This is a genomic window from Dyadobacter fermentans DSM 18053 (assembly GCF_000023125.1).
GTDB classification, from domain to species: Bacteria; Bacteroidota; Bacteroidia; order Cytophagales; family Spirosomataceae; genus Dyadobacter; species Dyadobacter fermentans.
The window spans coordinates 1,150,696-1,164,771 of record NC_013037.1 but is presented as its reverse complement, the minus strand read 5'-3'; the positions used below and the strand labels follow the sequence as shown (position 1 = coordinate 1,164,771).

The 14,076-nt window shown below is 55.3% G+C and carries 10 protein-coding genes; 5 read left to right on the top strand and 5 right to left on the bottom strand.

Features of this window, described 5'->3' with window-relative positions:
• Positions 1-6: 6 nt before the first annotated feature.
• The 3 genes from DFER_RS04900 to DFER_RS04890 all read right to left on the bottom strand — a co-directional run bounded on the left by DFER_RS04900 (position 7) and on the right by DFER_RS04890 (position 5,450).
• Positions 7-4,371 carry a CusA/CzcA family heavy metal efflux RND transporter gene (locus tag DFER_RS04900; RefSeq protein WP_015810498.1) on the bottom strand — a complete coding sequence of 1,455 codons (4,365 nt, stop codon included), beginning with the start codon at positions 4,369-4,371 and terminating at the stop codon, positions 7-9.
• A gap of 92 nt (positions 4,372-4,463) precedes the next feature.
• A complete protein-coding gene (locus DFER_RS04895; protein WP_041734752.1) occupies positions 4,464-4,841 on the bottom strand; it encodes a hypothetical protein in 378 nt (125 codons plus the stop codon).
• Between the two features lie 162 nt (positions 4,842-5,003).
• Positions 5,004-5,450 (bottom strand): hypothetical protein, encoded by a 447-nt coding sequence (locus DFER_RS04890; RefSeq protein WP_229206183.1) that lies wholly within the window; start codon positions 5,448-5,450, stop codon positions 5,004-5,006.
• A gap of 1 nt (position 5,451) precedes the next feature.
• Here DFER_RS04890 and DFER_RS30335 point away from each other — a divergent pair, with 1 nt between their 5' ends.
• The 3 genes from DFER_RS30335 to DFER_RS04880 are packed head-to-tail and all read left to right on the top strand — an operon-like array spanning position 5,452 to position 7,027.
• Positions 5,452-5,622: a hypothetical protein gene (locus tag DFER_RS30335; RefSeq protein ID WP_222837363.1), complete on the top strand. Its 171-nt coding sequence runs from the start codon at positions 5,452-5,454 to the stop codon at positions 5,620-5,622.
• On the top strand, positions 5,619-6,425 hold the full coding sequence (locus DFER_RS04885) for a metallophosphoesterase family protein (protein ID WP_143828670.1): 807 nt from the start codon (positions 5,619-5,621) through the stop codon (positions 6,423-6,425). Before DFER_RS30335 ends, DFER_RS04885 begins: the two co-directional genes overlap by 4 nt.
• A 5-nt stretch (positions 6,426-6,430) precedes the next feature.
• The gene (locus tag DFER_RS04880; protein WP_015810494.1) at positions 6,431-7,027 is read left to right on the top strand and encodes a hypothetical protein; all 597 of its coding nucleotides are present in this window, start codon (positions 6,431-6,433) and stop codon (positions 7,025-7,027) included.
• On the opposite strand, the gene DFER_RS04875 is transcribed toward DFER_RS04880, so the two are convergent.
• Entirely contained in the window at positions 7,024-9,300 is a 2,277-nt protein-coding gene (locus tag DFER_RS04875; protein WP_015810493.1) for a PAS domain-containing protein, read from the bottom strand. The genes DFER_RS04880 and DFER_RS04875 overlap by 4 nt on opposite strands.
• Positions 9,301-9,466: 166 nt before the next feature.
• On the opposite strand from DFER_RS04875, the gene DFER_RS04870 reads away from it, so the two are divergent.
• Both DFER_RS04870 and DFER_RS04865 read left to right on the top strand, forming a co-directional pair.
• Positions 9,467-11,200, top strand: a complete 1,734-nt coding sequence (locus DFER_RS04870; protein ID WP_015810492.1) for a tetratricopeptide repeat protein — start codon at positions 9,467-9,469, stop codon at positions 11,198-11,200.
• A gap of 6 nt (positions 11,201-11,206) precedes the next feature.
• Positions 11,207-13,054, top strand: coding sequence for a MutS-related protein (locus tag DFER_RS04865; RefSeq protein WP_015810491.1), 1,848 nt, complete (start codon positions 11,207-11,209; stop codon positions 13,052-13,054).
• A gap of 4 nt (positions 13,055-13,058) precedes the next feature.
• Here DFER_RS04865 and DFER_RS04860 read toward each other — a convergent pair whose 3' ends face one another.
• On the bottom strand, positions 13,059-13,931 hold the full coding sequence (locus tag DFER_RS04860) for an NmrA family NAD(P)-binding protein (protein ID WP_015810490.1): 873 nt from the start codon (positions 13,929-13,931) through the stop codon (positions 13,059-13,061).
• Positions 13,932-14,076 lie beyond the last annotated feature (145 nt).

Below are 14,076 nucleotides of genomic sequence, written 5' to 3'. Positions count from 1 at the left end.
TTGTGCTCAGTGGTTAGTTAAATGGAGTAATTGGATCACGGCCTCATTGTAGCTGGCCAATGCATTCACATATTCACTTTTAATGGCAATGGCCTGCCTCGCGAGGATTACCCATTGAAGGTAGTCGATCTCACCGGCCGCGAATTGCCGGTCGGCCGCTGCGAGGATCGTCTCGGCGTTTGGAAGGCCCTGTTGCTCGTAGTAGCGGAGATTTTCGGTAAACTTCCGGACCTCCCCGCTTGCCGTTTTCCAATCCGAACGCAACCGGTACTCTGCAAGCTCCGCTTCGTTGCGGGCGCGAAGCCAATCGAGGCGCGCCGCAGCGATCTGCGCGGTTTGGGCTTTGAAAAACAACGGAAAATTCAGCCCCAGACCCAAATAGCCAAACCTGTCTTTGCCTGTTAAATTGATCTCCCGGCCATCCAGCAGCTGTGTTCCGCGAAGGCTCTGATTATTATAAGCTGCCGATAGTTCAGGAAGCATTCTGCCTTTTTCGGTACGGTAGCGGAAATACGCCGATTGCGTAAGCCGACTGTTCAGCTCGATCTGCGGTAAATCGGCGATGACTGCGGTGGTATCGGGCAATGCGTACGCGGGCATGCGCGAGCTGACCCTCTGAGGCACATACGTCAGCGAATCCTGCAACCAGAAATTGAACCGTTCCACCAGAATGTCCAGGTCATGCCGCACGAGATTAAGCTGGTTGGCGATCTGCTGTTTTTGCGAACTGGCAGCCGTTTTTTCCAGCACATTGGAAGCACCTCGCTCGAAACGGAGGTTCGATTTGCTTTCAAAACCGGTAAAAATGCTGTCGGCGTGCGTCAGCAGCTTTTCCCGCTCTTTCAATATCGCATATTCAAAGAACAGCCGCCGCACGCCCGTTCGTACTTCCTGCTCGGCCAGTCGGGTTTGCGCGCGCGCCGCAAGGTAATCGGCTTCCCGGGCTTTCCGCTGGTTGGCATACACCGTCGGGAATGCGATTGACTGCGAAATGCCGATGCGGGTGTCGTTGTTCGGACTGTTGAAGTTCCCGTAGTCGGCACTGATCGCGGTTTTGGGTATGTCAAATGCGCTGCGCCGGAGCTTGTCGGCGGCCTGCTCGCCCAGTCGGCCGCTTTGGAGCGTTCGGTTGTGGGCTAATGCCTTTTGTATGGCTTCGTCGAGCGTTACCTGTCGTGGCTGCTGGGCGCGCGCAGCCTGCGTTACCAATAAGAGTACAACGATTACAGTGGTTGCACCACGCGGCCCTGCATGCAGGGTGTTTTTAGGATTAAACAACAAATACAAAGCCGGTAATACAAACAATGTGAGCAAAGTAGCCGTCACCAGCCCGCCTATTACCACCGTCGCGAGGGGGCGCTGCACCTCGGCACCGGCGCCGTTGCTGATCGCCATCGGGAGGAAGCCGAGCGACGCCACGGCGGCGGTCATCAGCACGGGGCGCAGGCGGTTGCGCGTGCCGGTCATCACAAGTTGCAACATGTCGGTAATGGTCCCTTCCTTGCGGATGCGGTTGAATTCGGATACGAGCACGATGCCGTTCAGCACCGCCACGCCAAACAATGCGATGAAGCCCACCCCCGCCGAAATGCTGAACGGCATATCACGCAAAGCCAGCGCAAATACGCCGCCGATGGCCGATAGCGGAATGGCCGTGTAAATCAGCGCCCCGTCCTTCACCGAGGAGAATGTAAAGTACAACATCATGAAAATCAGCAGCAAAGCCACCGGCACTGCAATTCCGAGGCGTGCCTTGGCCTGTTGAAGGTTTTCGAACGCGCCGCCGTAGGTAATGGCGTATCCGCTTTCGAATTTAATACCGGCATCGACTTTACGTTGTAATTCCTCGACGATGGATTGGACATCACGCCCCCGGACATTGAACCCGACGATAATGCGCCGGCGCGTGTTTTCACGCTGGATCTGGTTCGGCCCTTCGATCTCACGCACGGCCGCCACCTGGCTGAGCGGGATTTGTACGCCGCCCGGCGTGGATACGAGCAGGTTCTGCACGTCGGCTATGCGCTTGCGCCCTTCCGCACCTACGCGCACCACGAGGTCGAAGCGCTTTTCGCCTTCGTAGACCTGCCCCGCGGCCGCGCCTGCAAATGCGGCGTTGATGGTTTTGTTGAGATCATCGACATTGAGCCCGTACTTGGCTATTTCGGCGCGGTTGAAATCGATCACGATCTGCGGCATTCCCGCTAGCTCTTCCACATACCAGTCGGCGGTGCCGCTTACGCCGCGGGCAATGTGCCCGAGCTGGTTGGCATAGGCGGCGAGCTTGTCCAGGTCTTCCCCGAATATCTTGCAAACCACATCCTGCTTGGCGCCGGTCATGAGCTCGTTGAAACGCATTTGAACCGGATACTGAAAGCCTGTGGTTACGCCAGGCACCACTTCCTGGGCAGTTGCGGCCATTTTGGTAGCGAGTTCGGGAAAGCTTTTAGCATGCGTCCATTCGGACTTATCTTTCAAAACAATGATCATATCCCCGCCTTCGATCGGCATCGGATCGGTGGGGATTTCGGCGGAGCCGATGCGCGACACGATCTTCTCCACTTCGGAATAGTCCTTTTGCAGGCGGTCGGAAATGCGGTTAATGGCGTTGATGGTGGTGGTGAGGTTCGTGCCCACGAGCAGGCGCGTCTCCGTGGCGAAATCGCCTTCTTCCAGCTGCGGGATAAACTCTCCTCCCATTCTCGAGAACAGCAGCACCGCCACGCCGAACAATGCAAATGCGCCCGCGACAAGCGCAACTTTGAAGCGCAGCGTCCAAGCCAGTGCGCGGCCATAGGCCCGCTCGATCCGCGCCATCAGTCGATCCGACCAGTTGGGTGCGTGGCTGATCTTCTTGCTGATCAATAGCGCGCTTACCGTCGGCACGTAGGTCAGGGACAATACAAATGCACCCAAAATCGCGAAAGCGACCGTTTGTGCCATCGGCTTGAACATTTTCCCTTCGATACCCGACAGCGAAAGAATGGGTAGGTATACGATGAGGATGATGATCTGACCAAATACGGCGGCATTCATCATCCGGCTGGCGGAGCCCGACACTTCACGGTCCATTTCCTGCTGAGTGAGACGTGTGGCGCCCCTATATCCGCCAGGAGCGTGTAAATGGTGCAGTATGGCCTCCACGATGATGACCGCGCCGTCGACGATCAGCCCGAAATCGAGCGCGCCGAGGCTCATGAGGTTGCCGCTCACGCCGAAAAGGTTCATCATCGCCACGGCGAAAAGCATGGAAAGCGGTATGACCGAAGCGACGATCAAACCAGCCCGCAGATTTCCCAAAAAAAGCACCAGCACGATCACGACGATCACCGCCCCTTCGAGCAGGTTGCGCTCCACGGTACCGATGGCGTTGTTCACCATTTTGGTACGATCCAAGAACGGCTCTATTTCAAGTCCTTCGGGAAGCGTTTTGCTGATTTCCGCGATTTTGGCTTTTACATTGCCTACCACGTCCGACGAATTACCGCCTTTGAGCATCATCACAATGCCTCCGGCCACCTCGCCATACCCGGCCATGGTGAGCGCGCCGTAACGGATCGCGGGCGCGAACCGTACCTGCGCCACATGCTGCACCAGCACCGGCACGCCGCCGCGGTTGGCCACCACGATATGGTTGATGTCGTCTATCGACCCCGCCAGTCCGAGGCTGCGGATGTACAGCACCGTCGGGCCCTTTTCAATGTAAGCGCCGCCGGTGTTCTGGTTATTGCGGCTGAGCGCCGTGAGTACATCGGTGATGGTGAGCCCCATCGCTTTCAGGCCCGACGGCTCCACGGCGACTTCGTATTGTTTCAGCTCTCCTCCGAACGTAGACACGTCCGCAACGCCCGGCGTGCCCAGCAACTGCCTGCGAATGAGCCAGTCCTGCGTAGTGCGCAAGTCGGAGAGGGAGTATTTATCTTCAAAACCCTTTTTAGGTTTCACTACATACTGGTAAATCTCGCCCAGGCCGGTGGTGACGGGCGCGAGTTCGGGTTTGCCGGCCGTTTCGGGCATTTCCACCTGCGAAAGCCGCTCGGTAACCTGCTGCCGTGCCCAGTAAATGTCCGAATCGTCATCGAAAACGATCGACACGAGCGATAGCCCGAACCGCGACATGCTCCGGCTTTCTTTGAGGCCGGGGATATTGGCGGTGGCCTGTTCGATCGGAAATGTGATGAGCCGCTCCACGTCTTCGGTACCGAGCGACGGAGCGGTTGTAATAATTTGAACCTGATTATTGGTGATGTCGGGAACGGCATCAATGGGCAACCGGGTAAGTTCATAAATGCCGAAGGCAACCCACAGCACCATGAAGATCCCGATCACCAGCTTGTTCTCCACGGAGAACCTGATGATTCTGTTCAGCATATTGGTCTAAAAAGTAAATACACAGATGCGCGCATAGCCAGGCCCTGGCATGCACGGAATGTTCGGGGAAGGCCCCGGAAAATCTGTTGTATTTAAGCCCGCGGAGGACGGAAGAGCGACCCCAGGACGGTGCTGTACGCAATCTGCGGAACAGCCGGACCGTATTCGGCCTTGACGGGCAGGTAAGCCCTTTTGAAACTGAAAACAGGGGTATTAGGCACGAAAATGAAGTTCGACGTGTGCGTTTCTACCTTCTTGAATGGCAGCTGCATGTCCTTATCGTCGTCATTATCGTTGAGGTCCTTTCCGAGATAATGCATGGAAAGGAAATCGGTGAAGGTGATTTCGTGGTTGAGCGACTGATGTTCCGCGAAATGTTTGAGCAGCAATGGCACCTTGTACACCTGCGACAGCGAAGTAGTGTCCAGGATAACGATAAACAAAACGATATTGCGCAAAAGCCGTCTCACGGCGGCAAAAGTAACTTACGGGATCTTTAAAATCAACCATCTCCTCCCCTGAACGATATTTTTACGTTTAAAGCGGCCGGAAACAGCGCGTGCCGGTCGAGAGCCGGCACGCGCCGTAATCAGATAATACCACATTCATGCATTGCTGAACATGAACACGGATCAGGAACCTTGCAATGAAGCGAGTTTCGATTCATCGTCGGCAATTTTCTTTCTTAACGATTCGATATTTCTATTGAGTTTCTCGAGATTTTGTTGTGCCCTGCGCGCCCGTTTGGCATCGCGGTGCGCCGAGCCTGCGCTTTTGCTGGCTCTGCGTGCATGTTTCTTGTGCTGCGGGTCTTCACCAAGTCTTTCCGCTGCCTTCTGGTTTTCCTCCGCCGATTCACGGGCTTGTTCCGCCGTTTTGGCTACCGCGTCGGTCTTTTCCTGAACCTGATTTTCCAGTTCGGCCAGTTCAAGCTTACGTTCTGTCAGTCTTTTGTTCACTTCCAGCACTTGCTTCCGGTCTTTCAGCATGTTGATAGAGTCTTTGGACACCACTTGGGCAGATGCGCACATCGAGATAACCGCCAGGCCCAGTGCCCCCATTATGCTCTTGATTTTCATAATGATATTGGATTTAAATGAAATTAACATAGGTATCCACGCAAAAACCATGCCTGGATACGGGGCGAAATATAATGGCCTGGGAGGAATCAAACAACGCTTTTTGGGGTTATCAGCAGGTGCCGGTTCTGAAAAGGACGGCTCTTATTCACCAATTCATCAGCAAAATTGAAAAGATCGTTACGATTAGCCGCGTTGGCAGCCGCGCTGGCGCTGACCTCCTGCGACAGCCTCTTCCAATACAATCCCAACGAGGAAACGCTCCTCGACCGGGAGAAAAACCTCACCGCCAAGAACATCGCGAGAATAAGCCAGCTGCCCGTTTCCGACACGACGCGCTTCATCCTCATGGGCGATTCGCAGCGATGGTACGACGAATGCGAGGATTTTGTCAAAAGTGCCAACCGCCAGAAAGACATTTCCTTTGTGCTCCACGCGGGGGATATTTCCGATTTCGGCCTCACACAGGAATTCAAATGGGTGAACGAAATTATGACGCGCCTGAAATATCCCTATCTGACGGTAATCGGCAACCATGACATCATTGCAAACGGATCCTCCACCTACCGCCGGATGTTCGGCCCGCTGAATTACACGTTCACTTTCGGGCGCGACAAGTTTATCTTCATCGATAGCAACTCCCGTGAATATGCATTCGACGGATCGGTGCCGGACGTGCCCTGGCTGAAAGCGCAGCTGGCCGACAATCCCGAGAAGAAAAACACCATCGTAGTAGCCCACGTGCCGCCATTCGATGCGGATTTTGACAAAAACCTTGAAAAACCTTTCACGCAGGCGCTCGCGGATGATCCTCATGTAAAATTCTCCCTGTACGGGCACCAGCACCGGTTTTACGAGGGCGAGTTTTACGACGATGGCGTGCGTTACCACCTCACCACTTCCATGGGTGCGCGGGGTTACATGGTTGTGTCAACCTGGAAAGACGGTTACAAAGTTGAGAAGGTTGAATTCTGAAAGCCATGAAAAACTATCTCCTAGCCTTTTTACTGCTGCTCAGCCTGCATGGCGCGGCGCAGGACGTGGGGCTGCGTCCCCGCCGCAAATGGTTCCTCCCCGATCACCTGAAACTGCAATTTGCCGGCAATATCGGCTTCCTTTCGGGCGGGCCGGGGTTTGTTTCCCGCAATCAGACCCTGGAAACGGATGTGCTGTTAGGTTTTTTACCGCAAAAATTCGGAGGTGATGCGCTGGTAACGTCCACGCTCAAAACGACCTATTCGCCCTGGCGGATCGGGCTTAAAAACAACTATTACATCCGGCCGTTTTCGATCGGTGCTTATCTCAGCTACACATTCGGGCCGCAATTTGATACCAAATGGCCGTCCTATTATCCGGCGGGCTACTACTGGTGGGCTACCGCCATCCGGCCGGGAGCTTACATCGGCGGTAAAGCCGGGCGAAATGTGGTGCTTAACAACCGCAGAAGGTCGCTGGAATTTTACTACGAAGTCGGTACTTACGACCTCATGATCGTGAGTTACGTGCAAAACAAAGCCTTCCTCAAACTGAACGACATCGTAAGTCTTTCGCTCGGTTTGAAATTCGGTTTCGACTAAACTTCCTCGGTTTTCGAAGAAATATCGCGGATAATCTCGTCGAGCGAATGGGCCGAGGTGAGAACGTGATCCAGCAGCTCGTTCCGTTCCGAATCCGAATGCGGGTAGTTGCGGATGAGGTCAATGAGGCCCATCAGCCTCGCGAGCGGCGCGCGTATCACATGCGATTGCATCCAGGCTATTTCCTGTAATTTGTGGTTGCGCTCTTCAATTTCGCTCACATACCTGAAACGATCGGTAACATCCCGCAAAACGCCGATCATCCGCACGGCGCGGCCCAGGTAATCGCGCTTGATGTAGCCTATTTCTTCCACCTGCGCATAGTCGCCGTCGTTCTTTCTAAAACGGTACTCGGCGCTCCACTTGTGCTGCTGCGGGTCGGCGAGCTGGATACCGAGGCTTTCGGAGATCGCCTCGCGGTCGGCCGGATGCACGCGTTCGGCCCAACGTGCGAGCGGATAGCGCGTCGGGCTCGGTTCGTCGCCGAAAACGCGGAAAAAGCCGTCGCCCCATTCGATATGGTCGGTTTGCAGGTCCCAGTCGTAAATCGCATCGTTGGTAGCCATGTTCACGTATTCATAGCGCTCATTCACGTCCTCCACCAACTCGGAATTCTGCTTGTTTTCGAATATTACCTTTAATATTGCTGCCACGCGTTCGATCACTTTCAGCTCGTCTTCGCCCGGCTCGGCAATGCGGTTGTAATACACGGCAAAAGTGGCCACTGTTTCATCGCCAAGGACCACCGGATACGACCAGCATGCCAGCAAATGGTGCGGCAGGGCCAGGTGGCGGTAGCTGTCCCACCGCGGGTCCGTGGCGATATCACTCACAACCACCGGCCTGCGCAGGAATGCCGCCGTGCCGCAGGAACCCGAATTGGGCCCCATTTCAAGGCCTTCGAGTGCGCTCACGTATGCTGCCGGGAGCGAGGGCGACGCGAGGTTGCGCAATCTGTTGTTCTCAATCGCCTGCAACGAGCACAGTGACTGCGGAAACAATACTTCCACCCCTCGGACATATTTTTCCAGTACACTCCGCAGCGGCGTATGCTTGACGGAGTTCATTTCCAGCACCACTTTTTCGAGGTGTTCGAGGCTTTCGAGCCGCTTGGCCTCCGTGATATCGACCATAATGCCCCTCAGCATCACCGCCTCGCCATTTTCGCGGATCACCGACACCACGTCTTTGATCCACACCAGGCTCCCATCTGCTTTGAGCATCCGGTAGTCGAAGGCATGGTTGCGCATTTCGCGCGTTTCGCGGTGGCAGTAGCGCACGGCCTGTTCGCGGTCTTCCGGGTAAATGTGGTTTTCCCAAAACATCGGGTCGTTCAGCCACTGCTCGGGCGTGTAGCCCAATATATTCCTTACCTGATCGCTCACGAACTTGAACTCGAAAGTGGCCACATCGGCCTCCCACACGATCCCGTCCACGGTTTGTATGAGCGATTCCAGCTGCCCGTGCGAACGCAGCAGCTCCTGGCTTATCATTTTTTGTTCATGAATGTCCTGGATTACCCCGTAAATGCGCGTGCAAACGCCTTCTACGATTTCGGATTTTCCTGTCACACGAATCCATTTTTCGGTACCCCGGAAGGTATTGATGACCAGTTCGAGGTCGAAATGCCTGCCGCTGACAATTGTTTCCTGCATGGCCTGCATGAATGCGTCGCGGTGTTCGCCGGGACGGTAGAAGTCCATGGTCGTGAAAAAGTCGGGCTGGTAGTCGGCCGGTACTTCGTGTATTTCCTTCACCACATCCGACCAGCTGATTACCTCATTGATCACATCCACCTCCCAACTGCCCACGCGTGCGATCCGCAGGGTTTCGTCCAAAAATTTCTCGGAGGTGAAAGGGGAATGCGTGTGCCTGGCGAGCGTCATTTCGGTTACGTCCGTTACGGTCCGCAGGATATGGGATACTTCGCCCGCTTCGTTGCGCACGGGTGTGTTCGTCGCGAGTAAATACTTCACGACCGTCTGTTCTCCGTCACGCGGCGGCAGTATGTATTTCGAAACCGGCGATTGGTTGGGCAGGCCGTCGGCAACCAGCTTTTCGAGCAGGTTGTTCCAGGGCGGCACGCGGTTATAGGGGTTGTTAGGGAATGCGTCGTAAAAACCCTTTCCTATAAGTTCCGCGCGCGTGAGCTGTACCAGGTCCAGGTAAGCGTCGTTCACCTCGGCTATCGTAAATTTCGGAACGTCCGCCAGAAGTACCAGGCTCGGCGCGGGTAAGGATTTGAATACCTGACTCAAAAAGTTGTCAACCATATCTCTTGTCGGTCAGATGACCTGCTGCACAATTTCCATAACGATTGATCATAAACGTCGACATAAACCCCGGTCTGCCACTACCATTACTCCATACAATTTAACCATATTTCCGAGGAATCGAGGCAATTTAATCACTATATTGGGATTGTACCTCAAAATTCGCATGAAGACTATCATCCCAATTACTGCCCTGTCGTTGCTGACGGGCATTATCAGTCCGGACCGTCCGGGACCGCGCACGGAGACTATTCCGGGTACTTCCGGTGCCATTACGGTATGCGGCCCATCGTCGCAAAACCTGGAAGCGCCTATGCTCAACGGCAAATATGTGGTGGCGCTTCCGGGCTGGGGCGATTTTTCGTACAAGGTATCCACGAGCTCCGACAGTTCGCAATTTTATTTCGATCAGGGTTTGAATATGTATTATGGTTATCATTTCAAAGAAGCCCTGGCGTCGTTCAGGGAATCGGCGCGGATCGATCCTAATAACGCGATGGCGTTTTGGGGGCAGGCGCTTGCGATGGGGCCCTATTACAATGCCGCTCACAGCTACACCAAGCCCGCCGAAGTAACGCAGGCATTGGCCACCATGAACAGCCTCGCCGCCCACGCCACCCAAAAGGAAGCCCGGCTCATCGACGCCATGAATGCCCGCTACTCCGACGACCCTACCGACGCCAAACGCCCCGAATTGAACCAGGCCTATTCCGACAAGCTCGAAGAGCTGGTGGCGGAATACCCCGGCGAAAACGAATTCAAAATCCTGTATATCGACTCGCAAATGCTCATGCATGCCTGGGATTTCTGGAAAAAAGACGGTACGCCGCGTCCCTGGACGCCCGAGCTTGTCGCGCTTTGTGAGAAAGCATTGAAAATCAACCCGAAACACCCGGCGGCATTGCACTACCACATTCACCTCACCGAAGCCTCTCGACATCCCGAAGTGGCCCTCGCGAGCGCGGAAGTACTCCGCGACCTGCTCCCGGGCGTAGCGCACATGGTACACATGGCAAGCCACGAATACGAGCGCAACGGGCTGTATGCCAGAGGCGTGGAAGTAAACAACCTGGCCGATGAAGCATTGCTGAACTACGACATGCTTGCGAAAAACCTATCGCTGAACAAGCATTCGTCGCACTATTTTGCGGTGCAAACCTATTGCGCGCTCACCGGCGGCATGTACCGCGATGCCCTCCGTTACGCCGAACGCTGCCGCCGCAGCGTAGCCCCCACCCACGAAACCACCTACGACCAATACCTGTACATGCTGCCGGTAATGGTGCAGGTACGAATGGGCAAATGGCAGGAAATCCTGACCGACACCACCACGCCCGATCCGAAATGGACCTATGCGAGCCTGCTTTCGGACTTCGCGAAAGGCGTGGCATTTGCCAACACCGGCCGCGTCGACTCAGCGGCTGTGCGGCTTGAAATGCTGAAAGCAAAAGCTAAAGACCCAGTACTCGCCAGGCGCCGGGTCCCATTCAACTCCCCGGTTGAGATAGCGGGTATTGCGGAGAAGGTGCTGGAAGGCGTCATTGCATTTGCCGGCCATGCACAAGCGGACGGCATTGCGGCCCTGGAAGAAGCCGTGAACCGCGAGGACAAGCTCATTTACACCGAACCCAAAGACTGGCCGCTTCCCGCCCGCCAGTTTCTGGGCGCCTATTTGCTCCAAGCCGGCAAGGCAGCCAGCGCCGAAAAGGTGTACCGCCAGGACCTGGTATTTAATCCGTCCAATGGCTGGTCGCTCGTGGGCCTCTCGCAAAGTCTTCAAGCTCAGCGCAAAACTAAGGAATTGAAGGGTATTATGGCTAAATATCAAAGCGCGTTCGCCCAGGCCGAGCAAATTCCGACGGGCTCTGTTTTTACGCGCCGGGAAACAGGCAAGCGATAGTCCGGCATGGAAGAGACATTTAAAGAAAAGGCGCGGCAGTACAAAGTCATCGCGGAAAGCCTGGTACCCCAGCTCAATAGCCTGTCACTGGCCCGTCTGGGCGTTTTTCTGGCAACGGGTATTTTGATACTATTCTTTGCCGCCAATGGCTGGGTAATTCCCGTGGTGGGAACGGCGGTAGCGGGCGCTGTGCTGTTCATGGTGATCCTGCGCAGATATGACGAGCTTTCTGGTGCCAAGCGGAAGGCGGAGCTTTTGAAGCAAATCAATGAGGACGAAATCCTGCGTGCGCAGCACCAGCTGGCAAGCTTCCCTACCGGCGATGCTTTCCTGCACCGCGACCAGGACTACGCGGCCGATCTGGACATTTTCGGGCATCATTCGCTATTTCAACTCCTCAACCGCACCACCACCGAATCGGCCGCGCGGATGCTTGCGCACTGGCTCACATCCCCCGCCGACCGGCAAACCATCTCCGAACGTCAGGCAGCAGTGCGCGAACTGGCACCGCTCGCCGATTGGCGACAGGCGTTCCAGGCAGCGGGAATGCCCTTCGAGACCACCAAAAGCAGTTACAACCTGCTCCTGAAATGGATTGAAGAACCGCCGCAATTCCTACCCGCGCGGCAACGGCTGAAAACGACCAGCATTGCACTCGCCGCCGCGGCCAGCCTGGCGCTGCTCTATTTCCTGTTTTACTTCCTGTTCCATCTGCAAGAGCTTTCCTTCATGCATTTGCTGCCGCTGGGTATCAGTGTGGCCGTCAATTCGGTTTACCTGCGCAAATTCAGGCCTGTGGCTGAGCACATTATCCAAAGCACGCAGGCAAACATCGGCATTCTCGGTGCATACCAGTCCCTTATCGGCGTTGCCTGGGCTGAAAGTTTTACGGGAAAAAAACTGAGGGAAATACGCGCGGCGCTGTTCGAAAATGGCAAATCGGCTGCGTCGGATATAGGTGCATTGAAGAAAAACCTTGAAATTTTCCAGCAAAAGGGCACGCGCAATACAATTGGCAAAAACGCATTTTACGGAATGCTCAACAATCTATGGCTGCTCGATGTGCACCTCATACTGCGGACCGAAGGTTGGAAATCCAGGAACAGTGTGCGCATTCGTCCCTGGATTGCGGCCATCAGCGAGCTGGAAGCGCTGGCCAGCCTCGCAGGCTTCGCCCACGCGAATCCCGGGTATCAGTACCCCGAAATTACGACTGAGCCCTATCTCATTGATTTCCGGTCGGTTGGCCATCCTTTGTTAAACCATTACAGGCGCGTCACCAACGACTTCACGATGAGCGGCCGTGGTGCCACCACGATGATCACCGGCTCCAATATGGCCGGCAAGAGTACGTTCCTGCGCACCATCGGCATTAACCTCGTGCTGGCATTCGTGGGAGCGCCCTGCTGTGCGTCGCATGCCCGCGTTTCGCTCCTGCGCGTGTTTACGAGCATGCGCACGCAGGACAATCTCGAAGAATCCGTTTCCTCGTTTTATGCCGAGCTGCGGCGCATCGAGCGGTTGCTGGAACTCGTGGGCCAGGGCGAACCGATCTTTTTCCTGCTCGATGAAATGTTCAAAGGCACCAATTCGCAGGACCGTTTCCGCGGCGGCGTGTCGCTGATCCGCCAGCTGAGCGAACTCGATGCATTCGGCATCATTTCCACGCACGATCTCGACCTGGCCCGCTTAGCTACCGACATCCGCAATTTCAGCTTCAACAGCACTATCGAGGACGGACAGATTTCCTTCAACTACCGGCTCACACCCGGTATTTGCACGGATTTCAATGCGAGTGAACTTATGAGACGCAGCGGCATCCGCATTCTGCCGGATGTATTGCCGGCCAGCTGATGGGTTATGCGCTTTTCAATGCCTGTTCGAGATAGGCTTCCAACGTGGTGCCCATTTCGGCGGTGATGGTGCCGTTGCCTTGCGGACCTGCCTTTCCGCTGATCACGGCGTCGGTCATTTCGATAAAATTCCGGATGCCGTCTTTGGAAAAGCCGATGGACTGCAAGGTGCCGGCCCATTGGTCCCTGGGTATTTGCTGCGCTTTCACCTTTTTACCTAAAACCTCTTCGAATGCCTCTGCAACATCATCCGAACTGTATGATGCCGGGCCGCTGACTTCGTAAATAGTCCGGTCGCGGTCGTCGTTCAGCAACACATCCGCCGCGAAATGGCCCACGTCGGACGGGCAGATCATTGGGATTTTGAGGTCGGTCGGGAAGAATGTGGGCAGCACGCCCGTTTCCCCGGCCGATTCGAGGTAACCGAGCCAATTGCTGAAATAGTAGGCCGGCCGGATGAATACACGCGTAAGGTCCAGCCCGTCGAAAGCGTGTTCGAGCATGTAGGACATGACCAGGTTGCCGGTCCCTTCACGGTGCTGCGCGCCCATGGACGATAGTCCCACGAGCTTGCGGATGTTGGCCGCGGCGAGCGCCGCGCGGTAGTTGGTGAGTACGTCGTTGGTATCGCCGAGCACGTTTTCCTCCTGCCCGGTTTCCGGTGTGAGCGCAAAAAGTGCCTCGCCGTCACGCAGGGCTACTTTCAGCGCGGGCAGGTTATGTGCGTCGGCGATGGCGGCGTCGGCGCCCGTCGCTTGTAATGCCTCCGCCTTCTCCGCATTTCTCACAATCCCTTTCACCGGCGCCTGCTTTTCGACGAGCCTCGCAACAACCGCCGATCCGACGCGGCCCGATGCGCCTAAAATGATATTTGCCATGATTCCAATGTTTGTGATGAGTTAAATGAATTTCGGTTACATCAAAAATCAAACCACGTCCCTGGCCTCTGTTTTTTGGTACTTTAAAAATGTGATTTATTTAAATTTCTATTTATTTAAAATACTTTCACTTCCTTTCAAAGAC